We start from the raw sequence: 19,464 nt of genomic DNA on the forward strand, positions 1-19,464 counted from the left end.
TACACTCGAGGCCCAACGTTTTCCTAGCCCCACGTCAATCTCCACCTGAGACACCACACTCGGGAGCACCGTTCCGGCTCGCTGACGTAAAGCTCTAATGGTGGTTCTCCTTTACCACCGCAGCGATTTCGACTGCTATCTCGGCGATCGTGCTGGTTGAGGTACTCCTTGCAACCTTGTCAGCGAGGCTTGGCGAGTACGACATGATCTCGTCTTTAGAGACGTTGTGCCAGATAGGCAGAAGGTTTTGTTCACCTACGACCGTCTTGGTAACAATTCCATCCAGCTCGTATTGTGTCCACCCCTTCGACATGAACTCTGATGAAAAGATCACAGTCGCAAACTTGCTCGCCCGAATTCCTTGATCGATCTTGCGTCGCAAACTGTCACCAATCCTTAACTGGATTTCGTCAAGCCAGACAGTCACCCCCAACTCCCTCAGCGCTTCAGCCAGTGGCCGAGCAACCGCATCCTTATCTTCGCTCGCGTGGGAAATGAACACATCCCAAGTCTGACCACCTAGAGGACTCGCCGCAGGTGCGATATCCGGCGCATTATGCTGGATTGCACTAAGGGAGCCACTTTCCCGCATCGGCGGAAGATTCCCGCGCGGCGGCGGCTGCACAGAGACACTGGACGCAATTCTTCCCGCCGCTCCGCCCAAGTCCAACGCCACAAACCAATGCCCGTCATGAGGCACAGGGATTCGCGCTGGAGAGCGCCGCATGAGCCCGCCGTAATACCGGGCCCGCTGACCCCGAGTGTAAGAACGATAGTTTGAGGCGTCCATTAAAAGGACGTTAGCTTGATTTTTGAGGGTCACGATGACAACTGACCCCTTTCTCAGTTGCCCAAGATCGTACTTCACATGCTCCATCCGAAACTCCCCGCAGGCGACGATGGTTTGACGCGCTTTTGATCGTCAACGACCTGCGGCCTGTTACGGAGGTGGTCGGCTATCTGCCTAAACCCGGGCTGCTCGCGCGACCGTAGCCCACGCGGCGGTCCGAGCATCGTCCAGCTCGGCCACCCTGACAATCTTGGCGTCCGTGTTGGTCGCCAAGAGCGATTCAAGCTTGTATGCCATCACGGCGGCGTCGTACTCAGGTTCGCCTTGCATGCCGCGAGGGTCGATGAGCTTCCAGCGGTTGTTGGGAGCTGCGAGGACATTCCACGGTGAGGCGTCGCCGTGGCAGAGGCCGGGGCGCATGTCTGCGGCGAGGTCGTCGAGGAGTTCAAGGGCGTGGGCTCGCTCGGCCTTGGGGGCTACCTGCTCGCCCTCCGGTAGCTCGGTGAGGTTGTCGTCGGTGAGGCGATCGCGCAGCCAGTCGGTGATGAGTGGCAGATCTGGCGAGGGGGCGGGTTGGCCGGCCATTGCCCGGAGGGGTCGGGCCAGGGCCTCGATGTCGAGGGTTGCTGGGTTGGCGTCGGCGAGTGGGGTTCCGGGGATGACCTGCTCCATCACCGTCCATGAGCCGGTGTTGGTGCTGGACGTGACGTGGATCTTGGGGCCCACGTCGAGGCGGCCCAGCGCTTCGGCAACCGTGGCTTGGTGGAGGGCTGCCGGATCGGGTGAGGCTCGGAAGATGAGCCGGCCGCGCGGGCTGGTCGCGCTGACCACGAAGGCATATCGCGCTGGTAGGACGCGCTGCGGGGTCGCCGAGTGCTGGCGAGTCAGTTCGTCGAGTTCGGGGCCGATGCTGGTCAGCCAGGTGTCCGCGCGGTTGGACCATTGTGCTCGTACGGAGTTGGCGAGCTTGTCTGGGACCTTCACGGCACGGTAGCCAGCTCGGTCAGTATGTCGGTGATCGCGTCGGCTCCGGCGCTCGTGAACCGGTCGCGCTTGCCTGGCTTGTTGGCGTAGCCGATCGACCGGACACCAGCGGCCTTGGCGGCTTCGATGTCGGTCAGGGAGTCGCCGACGAAGACGCATCGCTCCGCGGGGATGCCCAGTGCCCGGACTGCCTGGTTCAGGAGGTGCGGGCGTGGCTTGAGGAGCTGGACGTCTGCGCCTTCGCGAGCGGACACCACGTTGACCAGCGGGCGGAGGCCGTAGAAGTCGAGGTAAGCGCTGATCGCGGCGGCGCTGTTGTTGCTGACGATCGCCAGTGGCCGGCCGGAACCGTGCCATGCCTGGATGAGTTCGTGAGCGCCCTCGGTCGGCGCTGCGGTGGTCATCGCCTCGACCTCGTGGGCGGTGAACGCGGCCTCGACGTATCGGGCGTCGTTCTCGCTGAGGGAGGCGGCGTATTCGAGCACATCGAACGGGTCGCTGCTGCTCGCGACGGGCTCTGGTGGGGCATGTCCGGCGTGAACCAAGATGGTTCGGAGCTGGTCGGCGACGACGGGCGCGGGGATTCCGGCGAAGACCGAGCACACCGGGCCGTCGAAGTCGAGCAGGAGCGCTCCGGCGTGGTCCAGCAGCTCCGCGGCCGTCATCGCTGGAAGTCCTTGCCGACGCTGGACCACATGCTCTCGAACCACGTCTTGGCCTGCTCGACGTACTGCGATCCGGTCGAGGTGTCGTCGTCGTTCGCCGAGTGGTGGAACAGGATCGCGTCCTTGCCCATCAGGTCGTACATGGCCTCGGTTTGGCCGTCGTAGCTGATGACGTGCTCGCGCACCGGGTAGAAGCCGAAGAAGGCTTCCTCGTCGTTGATCAGGTAGAGCTTGAACGTCGGCGGCACGTTGTGCACCCGGATCTCGGCCGATGCCTCGTTGATCAAACCCAGGTCGGCGAGTTCGGTCACGGAGTCGACGATCGCGAGCGTGTTCCGGCGCATGATCTCTTCGGCTCGCTTGCGGAAGACCGGGCTGTCCGTGCGCTCGTCCACGGTCACCGGCAGCGTCCAGGGCTGCCTCGGATCGGGCACGAGCAGGCGGACCCGGATCGACTCGGGGCGGAGCCGGCCGATACGGATCTTGTCCAGGGGTTCGGCGATGACGCCGTGCAGGGTCTCGCCGGAGAAGCCTGCGAAGTCCACGGTTACGTGTTGGGCCTCGAACGCGCGCTCGATGTGCGGGCGGAGGCCGATAGGGCGTTCGGTGCGCTCTCGGACGAACACACCGCTGCCCTGGCGGGACACGATCAGGCCCTCTTCGCGCAGCTCGCGCAGGGCGTTCTGCACGGTCATCGGGGCGACGTTGTAGGTCTTCGCCAGCTCGTTCCGCGAGGGCAGCTTGTCGCCCGGGCTGAACTTCTTGGTCAGGATCGCAGCGCGAAGGGCGTTCGCCACCTGCACATACGGCGGCCTCGGGTCATCGGGATCGAGTGGCACGGCCGTCCTCGCTCTCCTGCTCCAGCTAGTGCACTTCGTAGACGTCTAGGGACGCACACGGACGCCTAGGCATGTAGCTAGTCGTCTAGATGGAGTTTCCCGCAGGGCCGGACGTCCTGTCTAGGCCAGCTAGTCGCCTAGCCCGATTGCAGCTTGCTTGACTTGTCTAGCCAGGCTGGCTAACCTATCCCTGTCAGCCACGATAGGCAGCGCCGACTGAGGCGCCGACCAGGAGGAACAGGCAATGGCGGTACCGCGCGGAACGCGCTTCGAGATCGAGCACGACGTGGTTTTCCCGGAAGGAGCGGCGATCGTTGGTCCGGTCACACCGGACATGGAGTACGTCTCGAACGAGGACAAGGCCCGGGGCAAGCAGCCGAAGCAGAAGATCGACGAGCAGACTGGTCTGCCGCAGTGGAAGGTCACGGTGACCGACCCCTCAGCGGAGAAGGACCGGGACAAGTCGGTCACGGTGACCCTGCTCGACAGGGTTCAGCCGGTGCCGCCTCCGGCGGTGATGCAGGGCTTCGACTTCCGGCCGGTCCTGTTCGAGGGACTGACCGTGGAGCCGCGGGTCATGGGCGAGAAGTTCAAGTACCAGGGGTGGGCGCTGCGGGCGACCGGGATGCGGGAGCCCAAGGGCGCGACCAACTCCCGGCCCACCCAGAGTAAGGGTGCCGGCCAGGGCTCGAGTGAGCAGAAGGCCGCCTGATGGTGGGGCGACCGTCGCGTGAGGCGGTCGCTCGGTGGAACACCGCGTATGCCGAGCAGACAGCCGCACTGTTCGCCGCGATGCGAGCAGCCGCCGATGACGTGGCGGCAGTGCGGCGTCTCGCTCAGGCATACCACTCCGTCGCCGAGGCGTGGCGAGTCCTGGCGGAGGACCTGGGGGCACCGTTGTGGGCTCGCCACGCAGCATCCGTAGCCGCCGAGGAGTTCGAGCGCAGAGCGCGTCTCGAAGCACGGCGCGCAGATTCCATCCAGTCCTGACACCAAGAGGGGGCAGTTGTGCCCACAGTTCCGAATGACCTGGTCGGCTACGTGTACGAGTGGCTGGCCGACGACATCGCAGCGCGGATCGCCTCGGGCGAGCTGCCTCCGCGAAGTGCGCTGCCCAACGAACGTCGTCTCGCCGAGGAGTACCGCGTCTCCCTGGGCACAGCGAGGCATGCCGTCGAAATCCTCCGCGAACGCGGCCTCGTGACCACGATTCGCTCCAAGGGCACGTTCGTGGTCGAGCGCGAGACCAACCGCTGAACCTTGATGACGTAGCAGAAGGGAGGTGATCGCGGTGGCACACAAGGTGCGGCGCAAGTGGCTCGTTCGGCGACGCTGCTGGGTCTGCGGGCATTCGCAGCGGGTCCTGCGCAACAGGGTGCACGTGTGCCGGAGGTGTTCCCGACAAGCAACCGAAGGACTCTAAGGGGTCCACAAGCGACCGAAAAACGCGCGCTATGTCGTGCGGCGATGAAGCACGCCCTCATTCGGGGCTCTTGAACCGTACGGCGCAGAAGCGGAAACCGGCTGCCAACCTCTTGCCGCTCCTGCGCTGTCCACACCTCACGGAGTAGACAGTGGAAACGCTAGCCAATGCTGGCGGGCACGTGTCAAGCGGGGTCACCCGGACGCGCTGCGCCGCATGCAAGAAGTTCGCCCGCCTCGCTCCCGGCGACACCCAGTGCGCCACCTGTGCGGGACGGCTGGATCTGCCGATCACGGCTCGGAAGGCCGGTGGTCGGCGATGAACGCACACACCTTCGGAGTCCTGTTGCTCGGCAGTGCCGGCCTCGCCGTTGTTGTCTGGGTGCTCCAGAAGCTCGGCAAGGCGCTCGCCTCGATCGCGGAAGCGCTCGCCGCGGCTGCCGTCGTTTTCCTAGCCCTGTGGTGGGTTCTCAAGGGCGCGGTCTGGGTCGTCAAGGAGATCCTGACGCATCCGCGGACCACGCTCGCTGTGCTCGCGGTCGCGGCGTGGTGCATGTGGTTGGGCTGGATGTCGCTGGCGGTAACCGGTCTCGTCATCGCGACGGGACTGCTGACCTGGCGGCGCTTCCACCTGGTTTCGTTCGACCAGTGGGCCGGGCGCGCGCTGCGCTCGTGGTGGTTCCGCTGGGCGCTCTACATGCCCAAGCTGCCGGAGTGGCTGCACGCCTGCGGCCTGAGCGTGAAGGACGACACCGTGCCGGTCGATTTGACCGTGACGCTCGTCGGCCGGAAGAAGATCACGCGTGACCAGCGGCGGCCCGGTGTCCGGTTGCCCAAGGTCCGGCGGGTGCGGTCGGGTGCCTCGTGGGATGAGGTGCGGGTCGAGCTGGTGCCGGGGCAGAAGCCCGAGGACTTCGACGAAGCTGCGCGGGAACTCGCCGTGGCGCGCAAGGTCGCCCGGTGCCAGGTGCGGGAGCTGGCTCCCAACGTGGTGTCCATCGACTTCCAGCGCCGGGACCTGCTCGCCACTCCGGTGCCCTGCCCACAGTTCACCGAACTGGACGCAGTGGATCTGCGGCGTGCCTGGGCCGGGCGGACCGAGTACGGGCAGGACTGGCACCTGCCGTTGTACGGCTCGGGGAGCCACACGCTCACGGCCGGCGCTTCGGGTGCGGGCAAGAACTCGGTGATGTGGTGCCCGCTCGCGTCGATCGCCCCAGCGATCCGGGACGGGCTTGTCCGCGTGACTGGCATCGACCCGAAGGGGATGGAACTCGCTTACGGGCGCGGCATCTTCCACCGGTACGCGGTGACGCCGAAAGACGCGCTCGAAGTCCTGGACGAGCTGGTGGCCGCAATGGATGCCCGTAAGCGCGAGTTTGCCGGGCGGGTCCGGACGGTGCCGGTGAGCATCGAGAATCCGCTTGAGCTGCTGGAGTTCGACGAGATCGGCGCTCTGACCAAGTACACCGATCGGAAGACGCGTGAGCAGATCATCGAGAAGGTGGCTCTGCTGACCACGCAGGGCCGAGCGCTCGGGTTCACGGTGCGCGGGTATGTGCAGGAGCCGACGAAGGACACGGTTCCGGTGCGGGAGCTGTTCCCCCGCCGTATCTGCCTGCGGGTCACCTCGAAGTCGCATGTCGGGATGGTGCTGGGTGACCAGGCGTACGAGCGGGGTGCGTGGGCCAACCGCATCGGCGAGTCCGAAGCGGGCACCGGCTACGTCTGGGGTGAGGGCATCCGTGAGCCGCTGCGTGTGCGGGCCGGTTGGGTGCCGGATGAGGCGGTCAAGGCGCTCGAAGCCTTCGTGACCGGCGGAGCTGTCGTGCCGTTCCGCGGCCCTGAGGGCGGTGTTGCGGCATGAGGACTGCCTTGGAGACGTTGACTCGGGCGTTCTGGGGGCACCTGCGGGACTTTCCGCTTCCGGAGCCGTGCCGGGTGACGCTGCACCCGGGCGTGCCGGAGATCCAAGTGCAGGTGGCTCCCGGTGAGGCCGGCACGCATCTCGCCGAGCTGCTGTTGTGGGCCTACACGCTCGACCAGGTCACCGCGACGTGGTGGCGCACCGAGCATAACAACCTGCACATCACCATTCGCGGTCGGTCGCAAGGCGGGGCGCACTTCCTCGTGTACGGCGGGGTTGCGTGGCGGCACTGCGGCGGCCTGGTGCAGCTCGCGAACGGCGCGCGCGAGGGCGTCTCGATCGACGAGCTGTACACGCTGCGGATGCTGCTCGACGAGCAGGCGGTGGAGGTGGCCGCGTGAGCACTCGTGCTGAGCGGATGCGGCTGCCACTGTCCACCGAGGTCATGAAGGCCACCGCCGAGAAGCACGGGGTGTGCGTGCGGCCGTTCACGATGGAGGTCGGCGACCCGGACACCGGCGAGCTCCGCTACGTGGCCGTGCCCTGCGGGTCGACGGTGGAGAGCGTGTGTGGGCCGTGCGCGAAGAAGGCGAAGGCGTTGCGGATGGCGCAGTGCCGGGAGGGCTGGCACCTCACGGAGGAACCGGACTTCACCCCGGCCCCGCCCACGGTCGAGCAGAAGGAGTTGATGGAGTTCCGCGCCGATTTGGTGGCGCGGTACCGGGAGGCGGTCGAGCACGGGGAGGAAGGCCAGGCCGACGAGTTGCGGGAGGAGATCCGCGGGGTTGATGAGGAACTTCGGCAACTCGGCATGCGCGGCCGCCTGCCCTCCCCGGACCTGCCCAGCAAGCGGCCGGTGAAGCGGTCGACGAAACGGCGGCAGGATGCACCGAACCTGCCTCGGAAGAAGGTCGCCAAGACCACTGTGGGGCGGGAGTACGCGGGGAAGTTCCGGCCGTCGATGTTCGTGACGCTGACCTGCGACACCTACGGGCGGGTGCGGGAGGACGGCACCCCGGTCAATCCCGCTGAGTACGACTATCGGCGGGCGGCGCGGGATGCGGTGCACTTCTCGTCGCTGGTGGATCGGTGGTGGCAGAACCTCCGCCGCGTCGTCGGCTGGGACGTGCAGTACTTCGCGACCGTGGAGCCGCAGAAGCGGACGGCTCCGCATCTGCACGCGGCGTTGCGTGGGTCGATTCCGCACGAGGTCATCCGGCAGGTCACCGAGGCCACCTACCACCAGGTCTGGTGGCCCCGGCACGACGAGCCCATCTACGGCGGGGACCGGCTGCCGGTCTGGGACGCGCGGGCGAAGGGGTTTGTCGATCCGGAGAAGCACGAGCCGTTGACGCCGTGGGAGGAGGCGGTGGAAGAGGTCGAAGAACCCGCCCACGTGGTGACCTTCGGGCGGCAGGTGCACTCCAAGGGCATCCTCGGCGGCACCGAAGAAGCCGGACGCCACATCGGCTACCTGACCAAATACCTCACCAAGAGCACCGGCGAGGTGGTCGAAGCGACCAGCGCGAGGCAGCGGGAACACCACGACCGGCTTCACGCCGAACTCGCGATCACCCCGTGTTCGCCTCGCTGCGCTGTCTGGCTGCTCTACGGCATCCAGCCGCTCGGGGCCACCAGCCGGATGACTCCGGGGCACTGCAAGGGACGGGCGCACCGCCGGACCACGCTCGGGCTCCCCGGCCGGCGGGTCCTGGTCTCGCGGAAGTGGTCGGGCAAATCCCTGGCTGACCATAAGGCGGACCGGAAGGCGTTCGTCCGGGACATGCTCGCCGGGGTCGGCATCGTCAAACCCGAGGAAGACACCTCGCGACTGATCTGGCGCAAGGTCCAACCCGGCGACCGCGACGCACCACCACGCGCGCACCTGCTCATGCGCGCCATCTCCGAGCGGATCACCTGGAAAGCCGAGTACGACCGCGCACTACTCGCGGCCCATGCACCGGGTCCAGAAACTTCAGCAATTCCGCAAGCAGCCTGATCACCTGGGGGAGGAAGACACCTTGAACACGCACTACCTGAACGTCGAGCAGGCGGCCGAGTACCTGAACACCTCGGTGCGCTTCGTCCGTCGGCTGATCGCCGAACGCCGGATCGCCTTCCACAAGGTCGGCGCTCACGTCCGGCTGGCCGTCGAGGACCTGGAGGCGTTCGTGCAGGCCGGCCGGGTCGAGCCGATCAATGCGGCGTCCGTGCTCCGCGACCTGGGACGGGCGGCCTGACGTGGCGAACAAGAAGGGGCATCGAGGTTTCGGCAACATCCGCCAGCTTCCGTCGGGTCGCTGGCAAGCTCGCTATCCCGGGCCGGACGGGCAATTCCGAAAGGCACCCGACACCTTCGAGACCAAGCGGGCGGCCGAGCGCTGGTTGTCGGTCGTCGAAAGCCAGATCATCCAGGGCGAGTGGACCGACCCGGAGCGGGCGAAGGTCAAGCTCGGGGACTACGCGAGTCAGTGGGTCACCCAGCGGCCTGGGCTGCGTCCGCGCACGACCGAGCTGTACCGGTGGCTCCTGCGGAAGCACATCGAACCGCGGCTCGGTGGGGTCGAGCTGGGCAAGTTGTCGACGGCCACCATCCGGCAGTGGCGGGCGGACCTGCTGGCAGCCGGGGTGTCCGAGTCGATGACCGCCAAGGCGTACCGGCTGCTTCGGGCGGTCCTGAACACCGCCGTGGAGGAGGACCGCATCCTCCAGCGCAATCCGTGCCGTGTTCGTGGGGCGGATCGGGAGAACCCGGCGGAGCGGCCGGTCCTGTCGGTGGCGCAGGTCTTCGACTTGGCCGGCCGGATGCCGGCGCGGTTCCGGGCGCTCGTCCTGCTCGCGGCGTTCGGCTCGCTTCGGTGGGGTGAGGTGACCGCCCTGCGGCGCTGCGACGTGGCCGAGGACGGGAGCTGGGTCCGGATCTCGCGGGCGTTCGTCGAGGTCAACGGGAAGGGGCTGACAGTCGGGCCGCCGAAGTCCCGGGCTGGTGTGCGGACGGTGATCATCCCGGCGGCCGTCCGACCGGAGGTGGTGAAGCACCTGGACACGTACGTGAAGCCGGATCAGCTCGCACTGCTGTTCACGGGTGAGCGGGACGGCAACGCACTGCGTCGGCCGAACTTCAACCAGCGGTCCCGCTGGACGCAGGTCGTCGCGAAGATGGGGCTCAAGGGGCTGCACTTCCACGATCTGCGGCACGCGGGCAACATCTGGGCCTCCAAGGCCGGGACCTCCACCAAGGACCTGATGGCCCGGATGGGGCACGACGACATGCGGGCGGCCCTCATCTATCAGCGGGCGACCAGTGACGCTGACGAGCGGATCGCGGACCGGCTCTCGCAGCTCGTCGAGAAGCACCGGCAGGGAGCCGCGGATGAGGGCTAATGGCACGTTAATGGCACGCGAGCCCAGTTGATCAAGACACGACGAAGGCCCAGGTCCGGAGTAGACACCCGCTGACCTGGGCCTTTGCCACAAGAGCGGATGACGGGAATCGAACCCGCGTTCTCAGCTTGGGAAGCTGATGTTCTACCATTGAACTACATCCGCAGCGACGCACAGCATACACAAACGTCGCCCCCTGGTGAGAGCACCCCCTTGACTCTGTGGGTCGCAAGTGACAACACTCGTTGTCGAGAGGGTGGTGGGTGCATGGACGAGCGACTGCCGGATCCCGAGTTGTTCCGCCGTGGGGGTTTCAGCCTCGCGGCCAAGCTCTTCGTCAAGCACGACATCCGCGCCACCGAGCGCCAGGTGCGCCGCTTCCGGGAGTTCGCCCAGGTGCAGGACCCGAGGGCCGACGCGGTCGTCGCGCTGTTCCGTCTTCTTCCGAAGAACCGCGGGCGGCAGCTGTTCGAACAGGCGCTCGCCGACGGCATCCACAGCCTGGACAACCCGCCGCCGGAACTCGTCGACTTCTTCGAGCACGTCGAGGCCACCCCGTACTGGGTCGACCCCGCCCGGCTCGACCGGGGCGCGCGGGCCATCATCCGGACCGGCGTCCTCGGCCTCTTCCCGCTCGGCGACATGTCCCTCATGGGCGGCTACCTCGCCTCACGCGCGACGAAGGCCCTCGTCGCCACCGGGGAGATCGAACGGATGGCCAGCCAGCGCCTCGTGGAGACCGCGGCCTGGTGGATGGACGTCACCACCCCCGGCGCGCTGGCCATGCACGGCACCGGCTACGCCTCCGCCCTGCGCGTCCGCCTCGTGCACGCCCACGTCCGCGCCGCCCTGAACCGTCGCCCCGACTGGGACTACGACGAGTGGGACAAGCCGGTCAACCAGGTCCAGACGGCCGGCACGCTGCTCCTGTTCTCCCTCGTCTTCGTCTACGGCACCCAGCTGCTCGGCACCCGCTACAGCGACCGCGAGCGCGCCGACATCCTGCACCTCTGGCGCTACGTCGGCTGGCTGCTCGGCGTCGACGAGGAGCTCCTGCCCGCCACCGAAGACGACGCCTGGCGCCTGTTCTGGCTGCTCGCGTCCACCGAGTTCATCCCCGACGAGGACAGCAAACGCCTCGCCCGCGCCCTGCTCGAAACGCACGCGGCGATCGGCGAGGGGCGTGGCGCCGTCGGCAAGGTCCTCTCCCACGTCTCGGTCGCCGTGCACTCCTCCATCAGCCGCCTGGTGCTGGGCAAGTCCAACGCCGACTTCCTGGAGATCCCCAACGACCCGATCGCACAGGGCGCCATCCTCGCGGTGGCCGCGGGCAACTTCGCCGCCGAGACCGCGCGCCGCTTCATCCCGGGCGCGACGGCGCTGCAGGAGTACCTCGGCACCCTCGAACGCCGCCGCTACGTCGACCGCCTCGGCAAGATCTTCAAACTCGATCCCACCTACGCCCGCCACATGAAAGCGGCCTAGCTAGGGTTGGGCCGTGCTGCTCAGTGACCGCGACCTCCGCAAAGAGCTCGAAGCCGGCCGTCTCGGCATCGACCCCTTCGACCCGGCGATGCTCCAGCCGTCCAGCATCGACGTGCGGCTGGACCGGTTCTTCCGCGTGTTCAACAACAGCCAGTACACCCACATCGACCCCAAGCTCCAGCAGGACGAGCTGACGTCGCTGGTCGAGAAGGACGGCGAGGACGCCTTCGTCCTCCACCCGGGTGAGTTCGTGCTCGCCTCGACGTTCGAGCTGGTCACGCTGCCCGACGACCTCGCGGGCCGCCTCGAGGGCAAGTCCTCCCTCGGCCGGCTCGGGCTGCTCACGCACTCCACCGCCGGCTTCATCGACCCCGGCTTCACTGGCCACATCACGCTGGAGCTGTCGAACGTCGCGAACCTGCCGATCACCCTGTGGCCGGGCATGAAGATCGGCCAGCTGTGCCTGTTCCGGCTCACCAGCCCGGCCGAGAACCCGTACGGCTCGGCCGCCGTCGGCTCCCGCTACCAGGGCCAGCGCGGCCCGACGCCGTCGCGCGCCCACCTGAACTTCCACATCGCCGACACCAACCGCTAAAGCCAGCGACGCCCGCTCGCGCCACACGGCGGGCGCCGACTTCTGCAACGCGGACAGCGACTGGGACTCCGCGATCTACTACGGCGGGCGTCTCGACCCCGCCGACCTGCGGGCGCTGGGCTGGCCAGGTGAGGTGTCGGAGATCGGCGGCTGGGGCCGCGGCGTGTTCAGCGGGGGCGCGTGGCTGACGATCGACGGGCGCAGCGCCGACGTCGACTACCGCCACTTGGACGTGGTGCGGTGCCCGTCGCCCGTGAGCCGCCCAGCGTCACGGCCGGGACGCTGGGCAGGCCGGCCAGTCGCTCGGCCACCTCGTCTTCGAAGGTCATGCGTCCAAACTCCCATGATCGGGTGGTCCATGTCACCCGGTGGTACGGCATGGACTGGACCATTTTGTAGGTTGCTCCGAATGGAGGAAACACCTCAGGCAAAGGAGCACGGGTCGTGAGTTCGACGACGACCGGGGAGCGAGCCGGTCAGCAACATCTCGCCCATGTCGTGTTCATCGCCGGCGCGGCCGCGGTCGGCGGGTTCCTGTTCGGGTACGACAGCTCGAACATCAACGGTGCCGTCCTCGGCATCCAGCGGCACTTCGAGGTCGGTGACGGGGTGACCGGGCTGACCGTGTCGAGCGCGCTGATCGGTTCGGCCGTCGGCGCCTGGTTCGGCGGGCTGCTGTCCGACCGGATCGGCCGCATCCGGACCATGCAGCTCGCGGCGGTCCTGTTCCTGGTCAGCGCCCTCGGAGCGATGTTCCCGTTCAGCGTGTGGGACCTGGCGATCTGGCGCGTGGTCGGCGGCATCGCGATCGGTGTCGCGTCCGTGATCGGCCCGGCCTACATCGCCGAGGTCGCGCCGCCCGCCTACCGCGGCAGGCTCGCCTCGCTGCAACAGCTGGCGATCGTCCTCGGCATCGGGGTGTCCGCGCTGGTCAACTGGGTCATCAAGGCCCTCGCGCCGATCGGGGCGGACGGCGCGCACGACCTCAACGGCAACCTCGGCGGCATCGAGCCGTGGCAGTGGATGCTGGGCGCCGCGGCGGTGCCCGCGGTGATCTACTTCGTGCTCGCCTCGATCATCCCCGAGTCCCCGCACTTCCTGCTGGCCAACGGCAAGATCGAGCGGGCCCGCAAGGTGCTGCGCGAGGTCGAGGGCGGTGACGTCGACGCCAAGCTCGAAGACATCCGCCGCAGCCTGAAGACCGAGAAGCGGTCCCGGGTCCGCGACCTCGTCGGCGGCCGGTTCGGGTTGCTGCCGATCGTGTGGGTGGGCATCGCGCTCGCGGTGTTCCAACAGTTCGTCGGCATCAACGTGATCTTCTACTACAGCGACACGTTGTGGCACTCGGTCGGCCAGAACACCGACTCGCTGCTGATCTCGATGGTCAGCCCGGTCATCAACATCATCGGCACGTTCATCGCGATCGCCTTCATCGACAAGGTCGGCCGCAAGCCGCTGCTGCTGATCGGCTCGGTCGGCATGCTGGTCGGCCTCGGCGTGGCGGCGATCGCGTTCGGCAACGCGCAGACCGTCGGCGGCGAGCTGAGCCTGCCGGGCGCGTGGGGCCCGATCGCGCTGGTGTTCGCGAACCTGTTCGTGATCTCCTTCGCGATGTCGTGGGGCGTGATCCTGTGGGTCATGCTCGGCGAGATGTTCCCGCTGCGCATCCGCGGCGCCGCGCTGGCCGTGGGCACCGCGGCGAACTGGGTCGCCAACTGGGCGGTCACGGTCAGCTTCCCGAGCATGGCCGACTGGAACCTGTCGATCACCTACTGGATCTACGCGGCGTTCGCGCTGCTGTCGATCCCGTTCGCGCTGCGCTTCGTCCGCGAGACCAAGGGCACCGCGATCGAGGACGTCAGCTGACGAACGCCCGCTCGATGATGGCCCTGGTGTCGGCGCCCGCGGGCAGCGTGCCGAACGCGATGCCCCAGTCGCCGCCGAGGCGGGACGCGCAGAACGCGTCCGCGATCGCCTTGGGCGCGAAGCGCACCAGCAGCGAGCCCTGCAGCACCAGGGCCATCATCTCGGCCAGCCGCCGCGCCCGGTACTGGAGGTCCTCCAGGTCGGACAGCTCCTTGCGCACCCGCGCGATCGCGTCGTCCAGCCGGGCGTCGGCGCCCGCGGCGAGGTCGAGTTCGGCGAAGAACGCCTCCACCGACTCCGGCTGCTTGCCCATGGCGCGCAGGGAGTCCAGCGCCGCGACGTTGCCGGAACCCTCCCAGATGGACAGCAGCGGCGCCTCGCGGTAGAGCCGCGGCATGCCGGAGTCCTCGACGTAACCGTTGCCGCCCAGGCATTCCAGCGCCTCGGCGGTGTGCGCGGGGCCGCGCTTGCACACCCAGTACTTCGTGACCGCGAGCGCCAGCCGCCGGAACGCCTGCTGGTCCGGGTTCGCGGTCGCGCCGGCCAGCCGCAGCGCGACGGTGGTGGCCGCCTCGGACTCGACGACCAGGTCCGCCAGCACGTTCGCCATCGCGGGCTGGTCCACCAGGTTCGCGCCGAACGCCTTGCGGTGCCGCGCGTGGTGCACGGCCTGCACGACGCCTTGGCGCATCAGCGAAGTGCTGCCGAGGACGCAGTCGAGGCGGGTGTTGTTGACCATTTCGATGATGGTCGGCACGCCGCGGCCCTCCTCGCCGACGAGCCAGCCGACCGCGCCGTCGTACTCGATCTCGGACGAGGCGTTGGACTTGTTGCCCAGCTTGTCCTTGAGGCGCTGGAAGAAGATGCGGTTGCGGGAGCCGTCGGGCAGCACGCGCGGGAGCAGGAAGCAGGACAGGCCGCCGGGCGCCTGGGCGAGGGTGAGGAACATGTCGGACATCGGCGCCGACGTGAACCACTTGTGGCCGGTCAGCACATACGTGCCGTCGCCCGCGGGCCGCGCGGTGGTGGTGTTGGCGCGCACGTCGGAGCCGCCCTGCTTCTCGGTCATCGACATGCCGGCGATCAGGCCGCGCTTGGTGGCCGGGACGCGCAGGCCGTAGTCGTACTCGGTGGCGGCGAGCAGCGGCTCGTAGGCGGCCGCCAGCTCGGGGTTGTGGCGCAGCGTCGGGACCGCGGCGTAGGTCATCGAGATCGGGCAGATGTGGCCGCCCTCGGCCTGGTTCCAGACCAGCACCTTGGCGGCGCGCGCGACGTGCGCGCCTTCGCGGTCGTCACGCCAGGGGGTGGCGTGCAGGCCGTGGCCGACGGCGACGGTCATCAGCTCGTGCCAGTAGGGGTGGAACTCGACCTCGTCGACGCGGTTGCCGTAGCGGTCGTGGGTGTGCAGCTTCGGCGGGTTCTCGTTGGCGACGCGGCCCCACTCCTGGCCCTGGGCGCTGCCGGCGAGGCGGCCCAGCTCGCGGACCTCGTCCTCGGCCCAGGCCGCACCTTCGCGGCGGAGGCCGTCGAGGAGGGCCGCGTCGTCGGCGACGTCGTAGTCGACCAGCGGCGGGACCTGGTTCAACACCTCGTGCGTGTCAGGCATCCTTGCCTCCCAGTGCGCGGAAGATGAACGTGCGGAGCGCGCCGACCGCGTCGGCGCTGTCGGTGGTCAGGGGGCCGATGAGCACCTCGGCGGCGCCACCGACCAGTGCGGCCGCGGTGAGGTCGGCGTCCTGCGGCGGCAGCTCGCCGGTGCGGACGCCCTCGCGGACGTGGCGGGCGAGCTCGTCCCGGAAGACGCGCCGGAAGACGATGCGCTCGGCCTCGATCGGGGCGTCGACCGGCTCGGCCAGCAGGGCGTACGCCTGGCGGGGCACCTTGAGCGCGCGCTCGGCGAAGGTCTCGACGATGGCGGCGACGCGCTCAGCGGGGCTGCCGGGCCGCTCCGCGGCCTGCCGGACGGCCTCCACCTCGTGGTTGACGACGTTGCGGAACAGCTCGACGACCAGCTCGGCCTTGCCGGGGAAGTGGCGGTAGACCGTGCCGGTGGCGACGCCGGCCTGCTCCGCGACGGCACTCACGGAGCAGCCCGCGTAGCCACGCTCGGCGAGGATCTCACCGGCGGCGGTCAGGATCGCCTCGCGCTGCGCGTCGAGGCGAGCCTGGACCTGAGGGGTGCGTCGGTAGGGCACGGGAAGAAGTGAAGCACTGATTCAGCGCTTCACGCAAGGGCCTCCCGGTAGACGGCGCGAGTCAGACCGGTGATCCGGTCCGCGGAGTCCGCCCAGCTCAGCGTGGTCGGTTCGGAGGTGAGGACGACGACGATGCGCCGGTCGCCGTCGGCAGTGCCGCTGGTGTGCATGACCCGGCTGGTCAGGTCCACGTCACCGCTGGAGGCGACGGCGAGTGCCGACCGGGCCTCGGGCGAGGCGAGCACGCGCTTGGTGTTCTCGGAAACGCACTCCTCGCCCGGGGCCGGTGCCGCGCCGAAGCCGGACCAGCCCTGCTTCACCGCGCCCGGCCGCCGGAGCGCGCTCGGGATGCCGAACGACTGGTCGAACCCGTCGTCGCCACACTTCGTGAACTGCTCCAGGTTGTCCATGATGAAGTCGCGGAACTTCGGGTGCGCCTCCTCCAGGACGTAGGAGTAGGTCTTCGCGATGTCCGCGGCGCTGACCGCGGTGTAGCCCCACGTGCCGCGCTTCTCGGCGGGCGGCGGCGCGGTGTCGGTGAGACCGATCTTCGCGACCATCCGGTTGACGATCTCCTCCCAGCCGTCGCGCACCCACAGCACACTGGCCGCGTCGTCGTTGCTGGAGCGCAGCATCGGTTCCAGCAGCGCGAGGTCGTCCGCCGGGATCTCGTAGTCCGGCCCGTGCGATTCGAGGTAGTCCAGCGCGATGAACAGCTTCACCAGCGAGGCCGACCGGTACTGCCGGTGTTCGTTCGCGGCATGGACCGCACCGGTTTCACGGTCGAGCACCGTGTACCCGGCGGTCATGCCGTCGGGCAGTTCGGCGGCTTGCGCGGGCACGGCCAGAAGCGCCGTCGACGCCACGAACGCGGCGGCGAGGCTCAGGACTTTACGCACGTCGGTTCCCCACAGATCGATGATCGAATTGGTGAGGCGCACACTATCGCCTCGTCAGGTTTCGACCAGCGGGCGCAGTGCGTTCACCAGATCTTCCTCGCGGGGGCTTTGCAGCATCCGGTAGTCCGGGCGGCCACCGTTGTCCGCGGCGACCGAGCTCGGGCACACGTCCCCGCTCTCCAGGGTGAACTCCGCGACCGGCCGGGAGGTGCGCGCTTCGAACACGCGGTAGGCGTAGGAGGTGCGCAGGAAATCCACCTCGTGGGCTCCGCCGTACGTGCAGGTGGTCGCGACCTCGCCGGCCGAAACGGCGTACTCGCAGACGATCAGTTGCACCGCGGACTCCGGCTCGCCTTCGGCGTCCCACTCGACGGGCACGCGCAGGCTCCACGTGTCGTAGGGCCGGCCGACATCGCCGACGCCATCTCCCGCGTTGACGAAGAGCACGGGGTGCACTCCGCTGCCGCTGTAGGGCGCGGCGCGGTCGGTGTAGGCGTTGGGGTGCCGCACCTCGGCGTCGGGGCGGCCGACCGGGCACGGGTTCGGCGGGAGCACCGGCGCCGGTTCCGAGGACACCGGCTCGTCCTCGAACAGGGCTTCCCCGTAGAGCGGCAACGTCACGAGGGCCAGCGCGAAGAGCATGGGGAAGACCAGCAGCCACCGACGCGACATTCCGCCCTCCCCAGCGAGGTCACCTACCGCCCGTAGCGTTTCGCGATCTCGCCGTACCGCGCAAGTACCGCGGCGCGCAGCTCGGGATCGCTGCGCGGCACGGGCTCGATGAAGACCTCGGTGACGTCGGAGAACTCGTCGTGCAGCTCGGCGGCGAGGCGGACGCACGCGCGCTCCACGTCCGCCGCCCCGAGCGCGTCGTCGAAGTCCACGCGCGCGCACACCAGGATCTGGTCCGTCCCCAGCAGCATCGTCTGCAGGTCGACCACCGACTCGATCTCGGGCGCCCCGGCCAGGTGCTCGCGGATCCCCCGCAGCACGGGCAGATCCGCCTGCCGCCCGATCAGCAGCCGCAGGTTCGTCCGGCCGAGCACGTACGCAACGACGGCCAGCAGCACGCCGATCAGGATCGACGCGAACCCGTCGTACACGGCGGAACCGGTGACGTGGTGCAGGAACAACCCGGCGAACGCCAGCACCAGGCCGATCAGCGCGGCCGAATCCTCCAGGAACACCGTCTTCGGCGCCGGATCGTCGATGTAGCGCAGGAACTTCCAGATCGTCCGGTTCTGCTCCGCCGCGCCCCGCCGCACCTGGCGGAACGCCTGCGACCACGACACCGACTCCAGGACGAACGCCAGCGCCAGCACGACGTACCCGACGATCGGACTGGTCTGCTCCACCGGCTCCCCGAACACCGTCGAGAAACCTTCGTACAGGGCGAAAGTCGCACCGGAGGCGAAGATGGACACCGCCGCGAGCAGCGACCAGAAGTACCGCTCCTTACCGTACCCGAACGGGTGCACGACATCTGCCGGGCGGCCGGACCGGCGCAGCGCCGTGAGGAGCAGGATCTCGGTGAACGTGTCGGCCACCGAGTGCGCCGCCTCGGAGAGCATCGCCCCCGAACCGGTGATCACGCCGGCCACGGCCTTCATCACGGCGATGGCCAGGTTCACCCCGCCCGCCAGCAACACGGTGAGGGTGCTTTCGCCGCCGGCGTCCCGGCGCTCCGGTTCCTCGCTCACCGGCCGATCCTACGAGCGGATCACAGCCGCTGCAGGCCGTCCAGCACGCGCTTCATCAGCTCGAGCGGCGGGCGCCCCTCGGCGGTCCGTTCGATGCCGTGGATGTGCAGCAACCCCAGTTCGGCCATGTCAGACAACAGCACCCTGGCCACGCCGAGCGGGATCGACAGCAGCGCCGCGACCTCCGCCAGCGAGCGCGGGGTGTCGACCACCGCGCGGACCGGCTGGTACTCCGCGCTCAGCGCGGGACCGGTCCACTTCGCGTCGGCGCGGACCGAGACCAGCGTCTCGATCGCCAGCTCGTAGACGGAGTGCGTGCGCCCCTTGGTCAGCACGTACGGCCGCACGCGCAGCCGGTTCTCGTCGTCGGGGTCGAGCAGCTCGGGTGGCTCCGGCTCGGCGGCGGGCGCGGGCTCGGGGCGGGGCCGCGGCGAGGGTTTGAACTCCTCGCGCGGTTCGGGGTCCGGCAACGGTTCGGGCTCCGGTTCGGGCGCGGGCCGCGGCTCCGGTTCACCGAACCGAGCGAGCTGCTTCTCGGTCGGGAACCGCGCGCCTGCGGCCCGTTTGGTCGTCGTGGTCTCGGCGGGGACAGGGCCCGGAGCTTGTGGTTCCGGGCCAGGGGGGTCGGCGTGTTCGCCGGTCAGCTTCCGCAACTGCTTCACGGACGGGAACCGGGCACCGGCGCGCGCGACCACCGGCTCACCGGCCGGCCCGGTCCCGTCGGGTACTCCCATGCTCAGCCCCGTTCGCGCGCGTCAGCATCCTCCGCGGGC

At 68.6% G+C, this 19,464-nt stretch carries 20 protein-coding genes, 1 tRNA gene and 1 pseudogene; 11 read left to right on the top strand and 11 right to left on the bottom strand.

Features of this window, described 5'->3' with window-relative positions:
* Positions 1–94: 94 nt before the first annotated feature.
* The 4 genes from AMY39116_RS45435 to AMY39116_RS0314410 form a co-directional block, all read right to left on the bottom strand.
* On the bottom strand, positions 95–877 hold the full coding sequence (locus AMY39116_RS45435) for a DUF1883 domain-containing protein (RefSeq protein ID WP_084506099.1): 783 nt from the start codon (positions 875–877) through the stop codon (positions 95–97).
* 87 nt (positions 878–964) lie between these two features.
* Positions 965–1,774 carry an aminoglycoside phosphotransferase family protein gene (locus AMY39116_RS0314400; protein ID WP_063710153.1) on the bottom strand — a complete coding sequence of 270 codons (810 nt, stop codon included), beginning with the start codon at positions 1,772–1,774 and terminating at the stop codon, positions 965–967.
* Positions 1,771–2,439 carry an HAD family hydrolase gene (locus AMY39116_RS0314405; RefSeq protein WP_020418341.1) on the bottom strand — a complete coding sequence of 223 codons (669 nt, stop codon included), beginning with the start codon at positions 2,437–2,439 and terminating at the stop codon, positions 1,771–1,773. The genes AMY39116_RS0314400 and AMY39116_RS0314405 overlap by 4 nt, the downstream gene beginning before the upstream one ends.
* Positions 2,436–3,242, bottom strand: a complete 807-nt coding sequence (locus AMY39116_RS0314410; protein ID WP_020418342.1) for a GntR family transcriptional regulator — start codon at positions 3,240–3,242, stop codon at positions 2,436–2,438. Before AMY39116_RS0314410 ends, AMY39116_RS0314405 begins: the two co-directional genes overlap by 4 nt.
* Positions 3,243–3,522: 280 nt before the next feature.
* Here AMY39116_RS0314410 and AMY39116_RS0314415 point away from each other — a divergent pair, with 280 nt between their 5' ends.
* From AMY39116_RS0314415 to AMY39116_RS0314445, 7 genes are all read left to right on the top strand, one after another.
* The gene (locus AMY39116_RS0314415) at positions 3,523–3,990 is read left to right on the top strand and encodes a hypothetical protein (protein WP_020418343.1); all 468 of its coding nucleotides are present in this window, start codon (positions 3,523–3,525) and stop codon (positions 3,988–3,990) included.
* A gap of 296 nt (positions 3,991–4,286) precedes the next feature.
* The gene (locus tag AMY39116_RS0314420) at positions 4,287–4,535 is read left to right on the top strand and encodes a winged helix-turn-helix domain-containing protein (RefSeq protein ID WP_027935919.1); all 249 of its coding nucleotides are present in this window, start codon (positions 4,287–4,289) and stop codon (positions 4,533–4,535) included.
* A 484-nt stretch (positions 4,536–5,019) separates the two neighbouring features.
* Positions 5,020–6,567, top strand: a complete 1,548-nt coding sequence (locus AMY39116_RS0314425) for an FtsK/SpoIIIE domain-containing protein (RefSeq protein ID WP_020418345.1) — start codon at positions 5,020–5,022, stop codon at positions 6,565–6,567.
* On the top strand, positions 6,564–6,968 hold the full coding sequence (locus AMY39116_RS0314430) for a hypothetical protein (protein ID WP_235716127.1): 405 nt from the start codon (positions 6,564–6,566) through the stop codon (positions 6,966–6,968). Before AMY39116_RS0314425 ends, AMY39116_RS0314430 begins: the two co-directional genes overlap by 4 nt.
* Before the next feature lie 17 nt (positions 6,969–6,985).
* Positions 6,986–8,566, top strand: a complete 1,581-nt coding sequence (locus tag AMY39116_RS0314435; protein ID WP_020418347.1) for a replication initiator — start codon at positions 6,986–6,988, stop codon at positions 8,564–8,566.
* A gap of 22 nt (positions 8,567–8,588) precedes the next feature.
* Positions 8,589–8,807 (top strand): helix-turn-helix domain-containing protein, encoded by a 219-nt coding sequence (locus AMY39116_RS0314440; protein ID WP_020418348.1) that lies wholly within the window; start codon positions 8,589–8,591, stop codon positions 8,805–8,807.
* Between the two features lie 145 nt (positions 8,808–8,952).
* Complete coding sequence (locus tag AMY39116_RS0314445; RefSeq protein ID WP_020418349.1) at positions 8,953–9,951, top strand: site-specific integrase; 999 nt, start codon at positions 8,953–8,955, stop codon at positions 9,949–9,951.
* A gap of 94 nt (positions 9,952–10,045) precedes the next feature.
* Here the strand turns inward: AMY39116_RS0314445 and AMY39116_RS0314450 are convergent.
* A tRNA-Gly gene (locus AMY39116_RS0314450) sits at positions 10,046–10,116 on the bottom strand.
* A gap of 102 nt (positions 10,117–10,218) precedes the next feature.
* Here AMY39116_RS0314450 and AMY39116_RS0314455 point away from each other — a divergent pair.
* From AMY39116_RS0314455 to AMY39116_RS0314465, 4 genes and pseudogenes are all read left to right on the top strand, one after another.
* A complete protein-coding gene (locus AMY39116_RS0314455; protein WP_020418350.1) occupies positions 10,219–11,436 on the top strand; it encodes an oxygenase MpaB family protein in 1,218 nt (405 codons plus the stop codon).
* 13 nt (positions 11,437–11,449) lie between these two features.
* Positions 11,450–12,031, top strand: a complete 582-nt coding sequence (dcd, locus tag AMY39116_RS0314460) for a dCTP deaminase (RefSeq protein WP_020418351.1) — start codon at positions 11,450–11,452, stop codon at positions 12,029–12,031.
* A 52-nt stretch (positions 12,032–12,083) separates the two neighbouring features.
* Positions 12,084–12,269 (top strand): annotated as a pseudogene (locus AMY39116_RS47435) (nucleotidyltransferase domain-containing protein); the annotation flags it as partial.
* A 206-nt stretch (positions 12,270–12,475) separates the two neighbouring features.
* Positions 12,476–13,897 (top strand): sugar porter family MFS transporter, encoded by a 1,422-nt coding sequence (locus AMY39116_RS0314465; RefSeq protein ID WP_202961425.1) that lies wholly within the window; start codon positions 12,476–12,478, stop codon positions 13,895–13,897.
* Here AMY39116_RS0314465 and AMY39116_RS0314470 read toward each other — a convergent pair.
* From AMY39116_RS0314470 to AMY39116_RS0314495, 6 genes are read right to left on the bottom strand one after another with little or no spacing between them, the layout of a single operon-like run.
* Positions 13,890–15,503: an acyl-CoA dehydrogenase family protein gene (locus AMY39116_RS0314470; RefSeq protein WP_020418353.1), complete on the bottom strand. Its 1,614-nt coding sequence runs from the start codon at positions 15,501–15,503 to the stop codon at positions 13,890–13,892. The genes AMY39116_RS0314465 and AMY39116_RS0314470 overlap by 8 nt on opposite strands.
* Positions 15,496–16,092 carry a TetR/AcrR family transcriptional regulator gene (locus AMY39116_RS0314475; protein ID WP_020418354.1) on the bottom strand — a complete coding sequence of 199 codons (597 nt, stop codon included), beginning with the start codon at positions 16,090–16,092 and terminating at the stop codon, positions 15,496–15,498. The genes AMY39116_RS0314470 and AMY39116_RS0314475 overlap by 8 nt, the downstream gene beginning before the upstream one ends.
* Before the next feature lie 29 nt (positions 16,093–16,121).
* Positions 16,122–16,991, bottom strand: coding sequence for a hypothetical protein (locus AMY39116_RS0314480; protein WP_235716128.1), 870 nt, complete (start codon positions 16,989–16,991; stop codon positions 16,122–16,124).
* A 54-nt stretch (positions 16,992–17,045) separates the two neighbouring features.
* Positions 17,046–17,663 carry a hypothetical protein gene (locus tag AMY39116_RS0314485; protein WP_020418356.1) on the bottom strand — a complete coding sequence of 206 codons (618 nt, stop codon included), beginning with the start codon at positions 17,661–17,663 and terminating at the stop codon, positions 17,046–17,048.
* Between the two features lie 23 nt (positions 17,664–17,686).
* A complete protein-coding gene (locus AMY39116_RS0314490) occupies positions 17,687–18,691 on the bottom strand; it encodes a cation diffusion facilitator family transporter (RefSeq protein ID WP_020418357.1) in 1,005 nt (334 codons plus the stop codon).
* 20 nt (positions 18,692–18,711) lie between these two features.
* Complete coding sequence (locus tag AMY39116_RS0314495) at positions 18,712–19,425, bottom strand: DUF742 domain-containing protein (RefSeq protein WP_020418358.1); 714 nt, start codon at positions 19,423–19,425, stop codon at positions 18,712–18,714.
* Positions 19,426–19,464 lie beyond the last annotated feature (39 nt).

Source organism: Amycolatopsis sp. ATCC 39116, from assembly GCF_000231075.2.
GTDB lineage: Bacteria > Actinomycetota > Actinomycetes > Mycobacteriales > Pseudonocardiaceae > Amycolatopsis_E > Amycolatopsis_E tucumanensis.

Coding starts and splice junctions, on each gene's coding strand:
- AMY39116_RS0314405 (WP_020418341.1), bottom strand. CDS start 2,439: ATGACGGCCGCGGAGCTGCTGGACCACGCCGGAGCGCTCCTGCTCGAC.
- AMY39116_RS0314415 (WP_020418343.1), top strand. CDS start 3,523: ATGGCGGTACCGCGCGGAACGCGCTTCGAGATCGAGCACGACGTGGTT.
- AMY39116_RS0314425 (WP_020418345.1), top strand. CDS start 5,020: ATGAACGCACACACCTTCGGAGTCCTGTTGCTCGGCAGTGCCGGCCTC.
- AMY39116_RS0314485 (WP_020418356.1), bottom strand. CDS start 17,663: ATGTCGCGTCGGTGGCTGCTGGTCTTCCCCATGCTCTTCGCGCTGGCC.
- AMY39116_RS0314435 (WP_020418347.1), top strand. CDS start 6,986: ATGCGGCTGCCACTGTCCACCGAGGTCATGAAGGCCACCGCCGAGAAG.
- AMY39116_RS0314470 (WP_020418353.1), bottom strand. CDS start 15,503: ATGCCTGACACGCACGAGGTGTTGAACCAGGTCCCGCCGCTGGTCGAC.
- AMY39116_RS0314455 (WP_020418350.1), top strand. CDS start 10,219: ATGGACGAGCGACTGCCGGATCCCGAGTTGTTCCGCCGTGGGGGTTTC.
- AMY39116_RS0314430 (WP_235716127.1), top strand. CDS start 6,564: ATGAGGACTGCCTTGGAGACGTTGACTCGGGCGTTCTGGGGGCACCTG.
- AMY39116_RS45435 (WP_084506099.1), bottom strand. CDS start 877: ATGGAGCATGTGAAGTACGATCTTGGGCAACTGAGAAAGGGGTCAGTT.
- AMY39116_RS0314495 (WP_020418358.1), bottom strand. CDS start 19,425: ATGGGAGTACCCGACGGGACCGGGCCGGCCGGTGAGCCGGTGGTCGCG.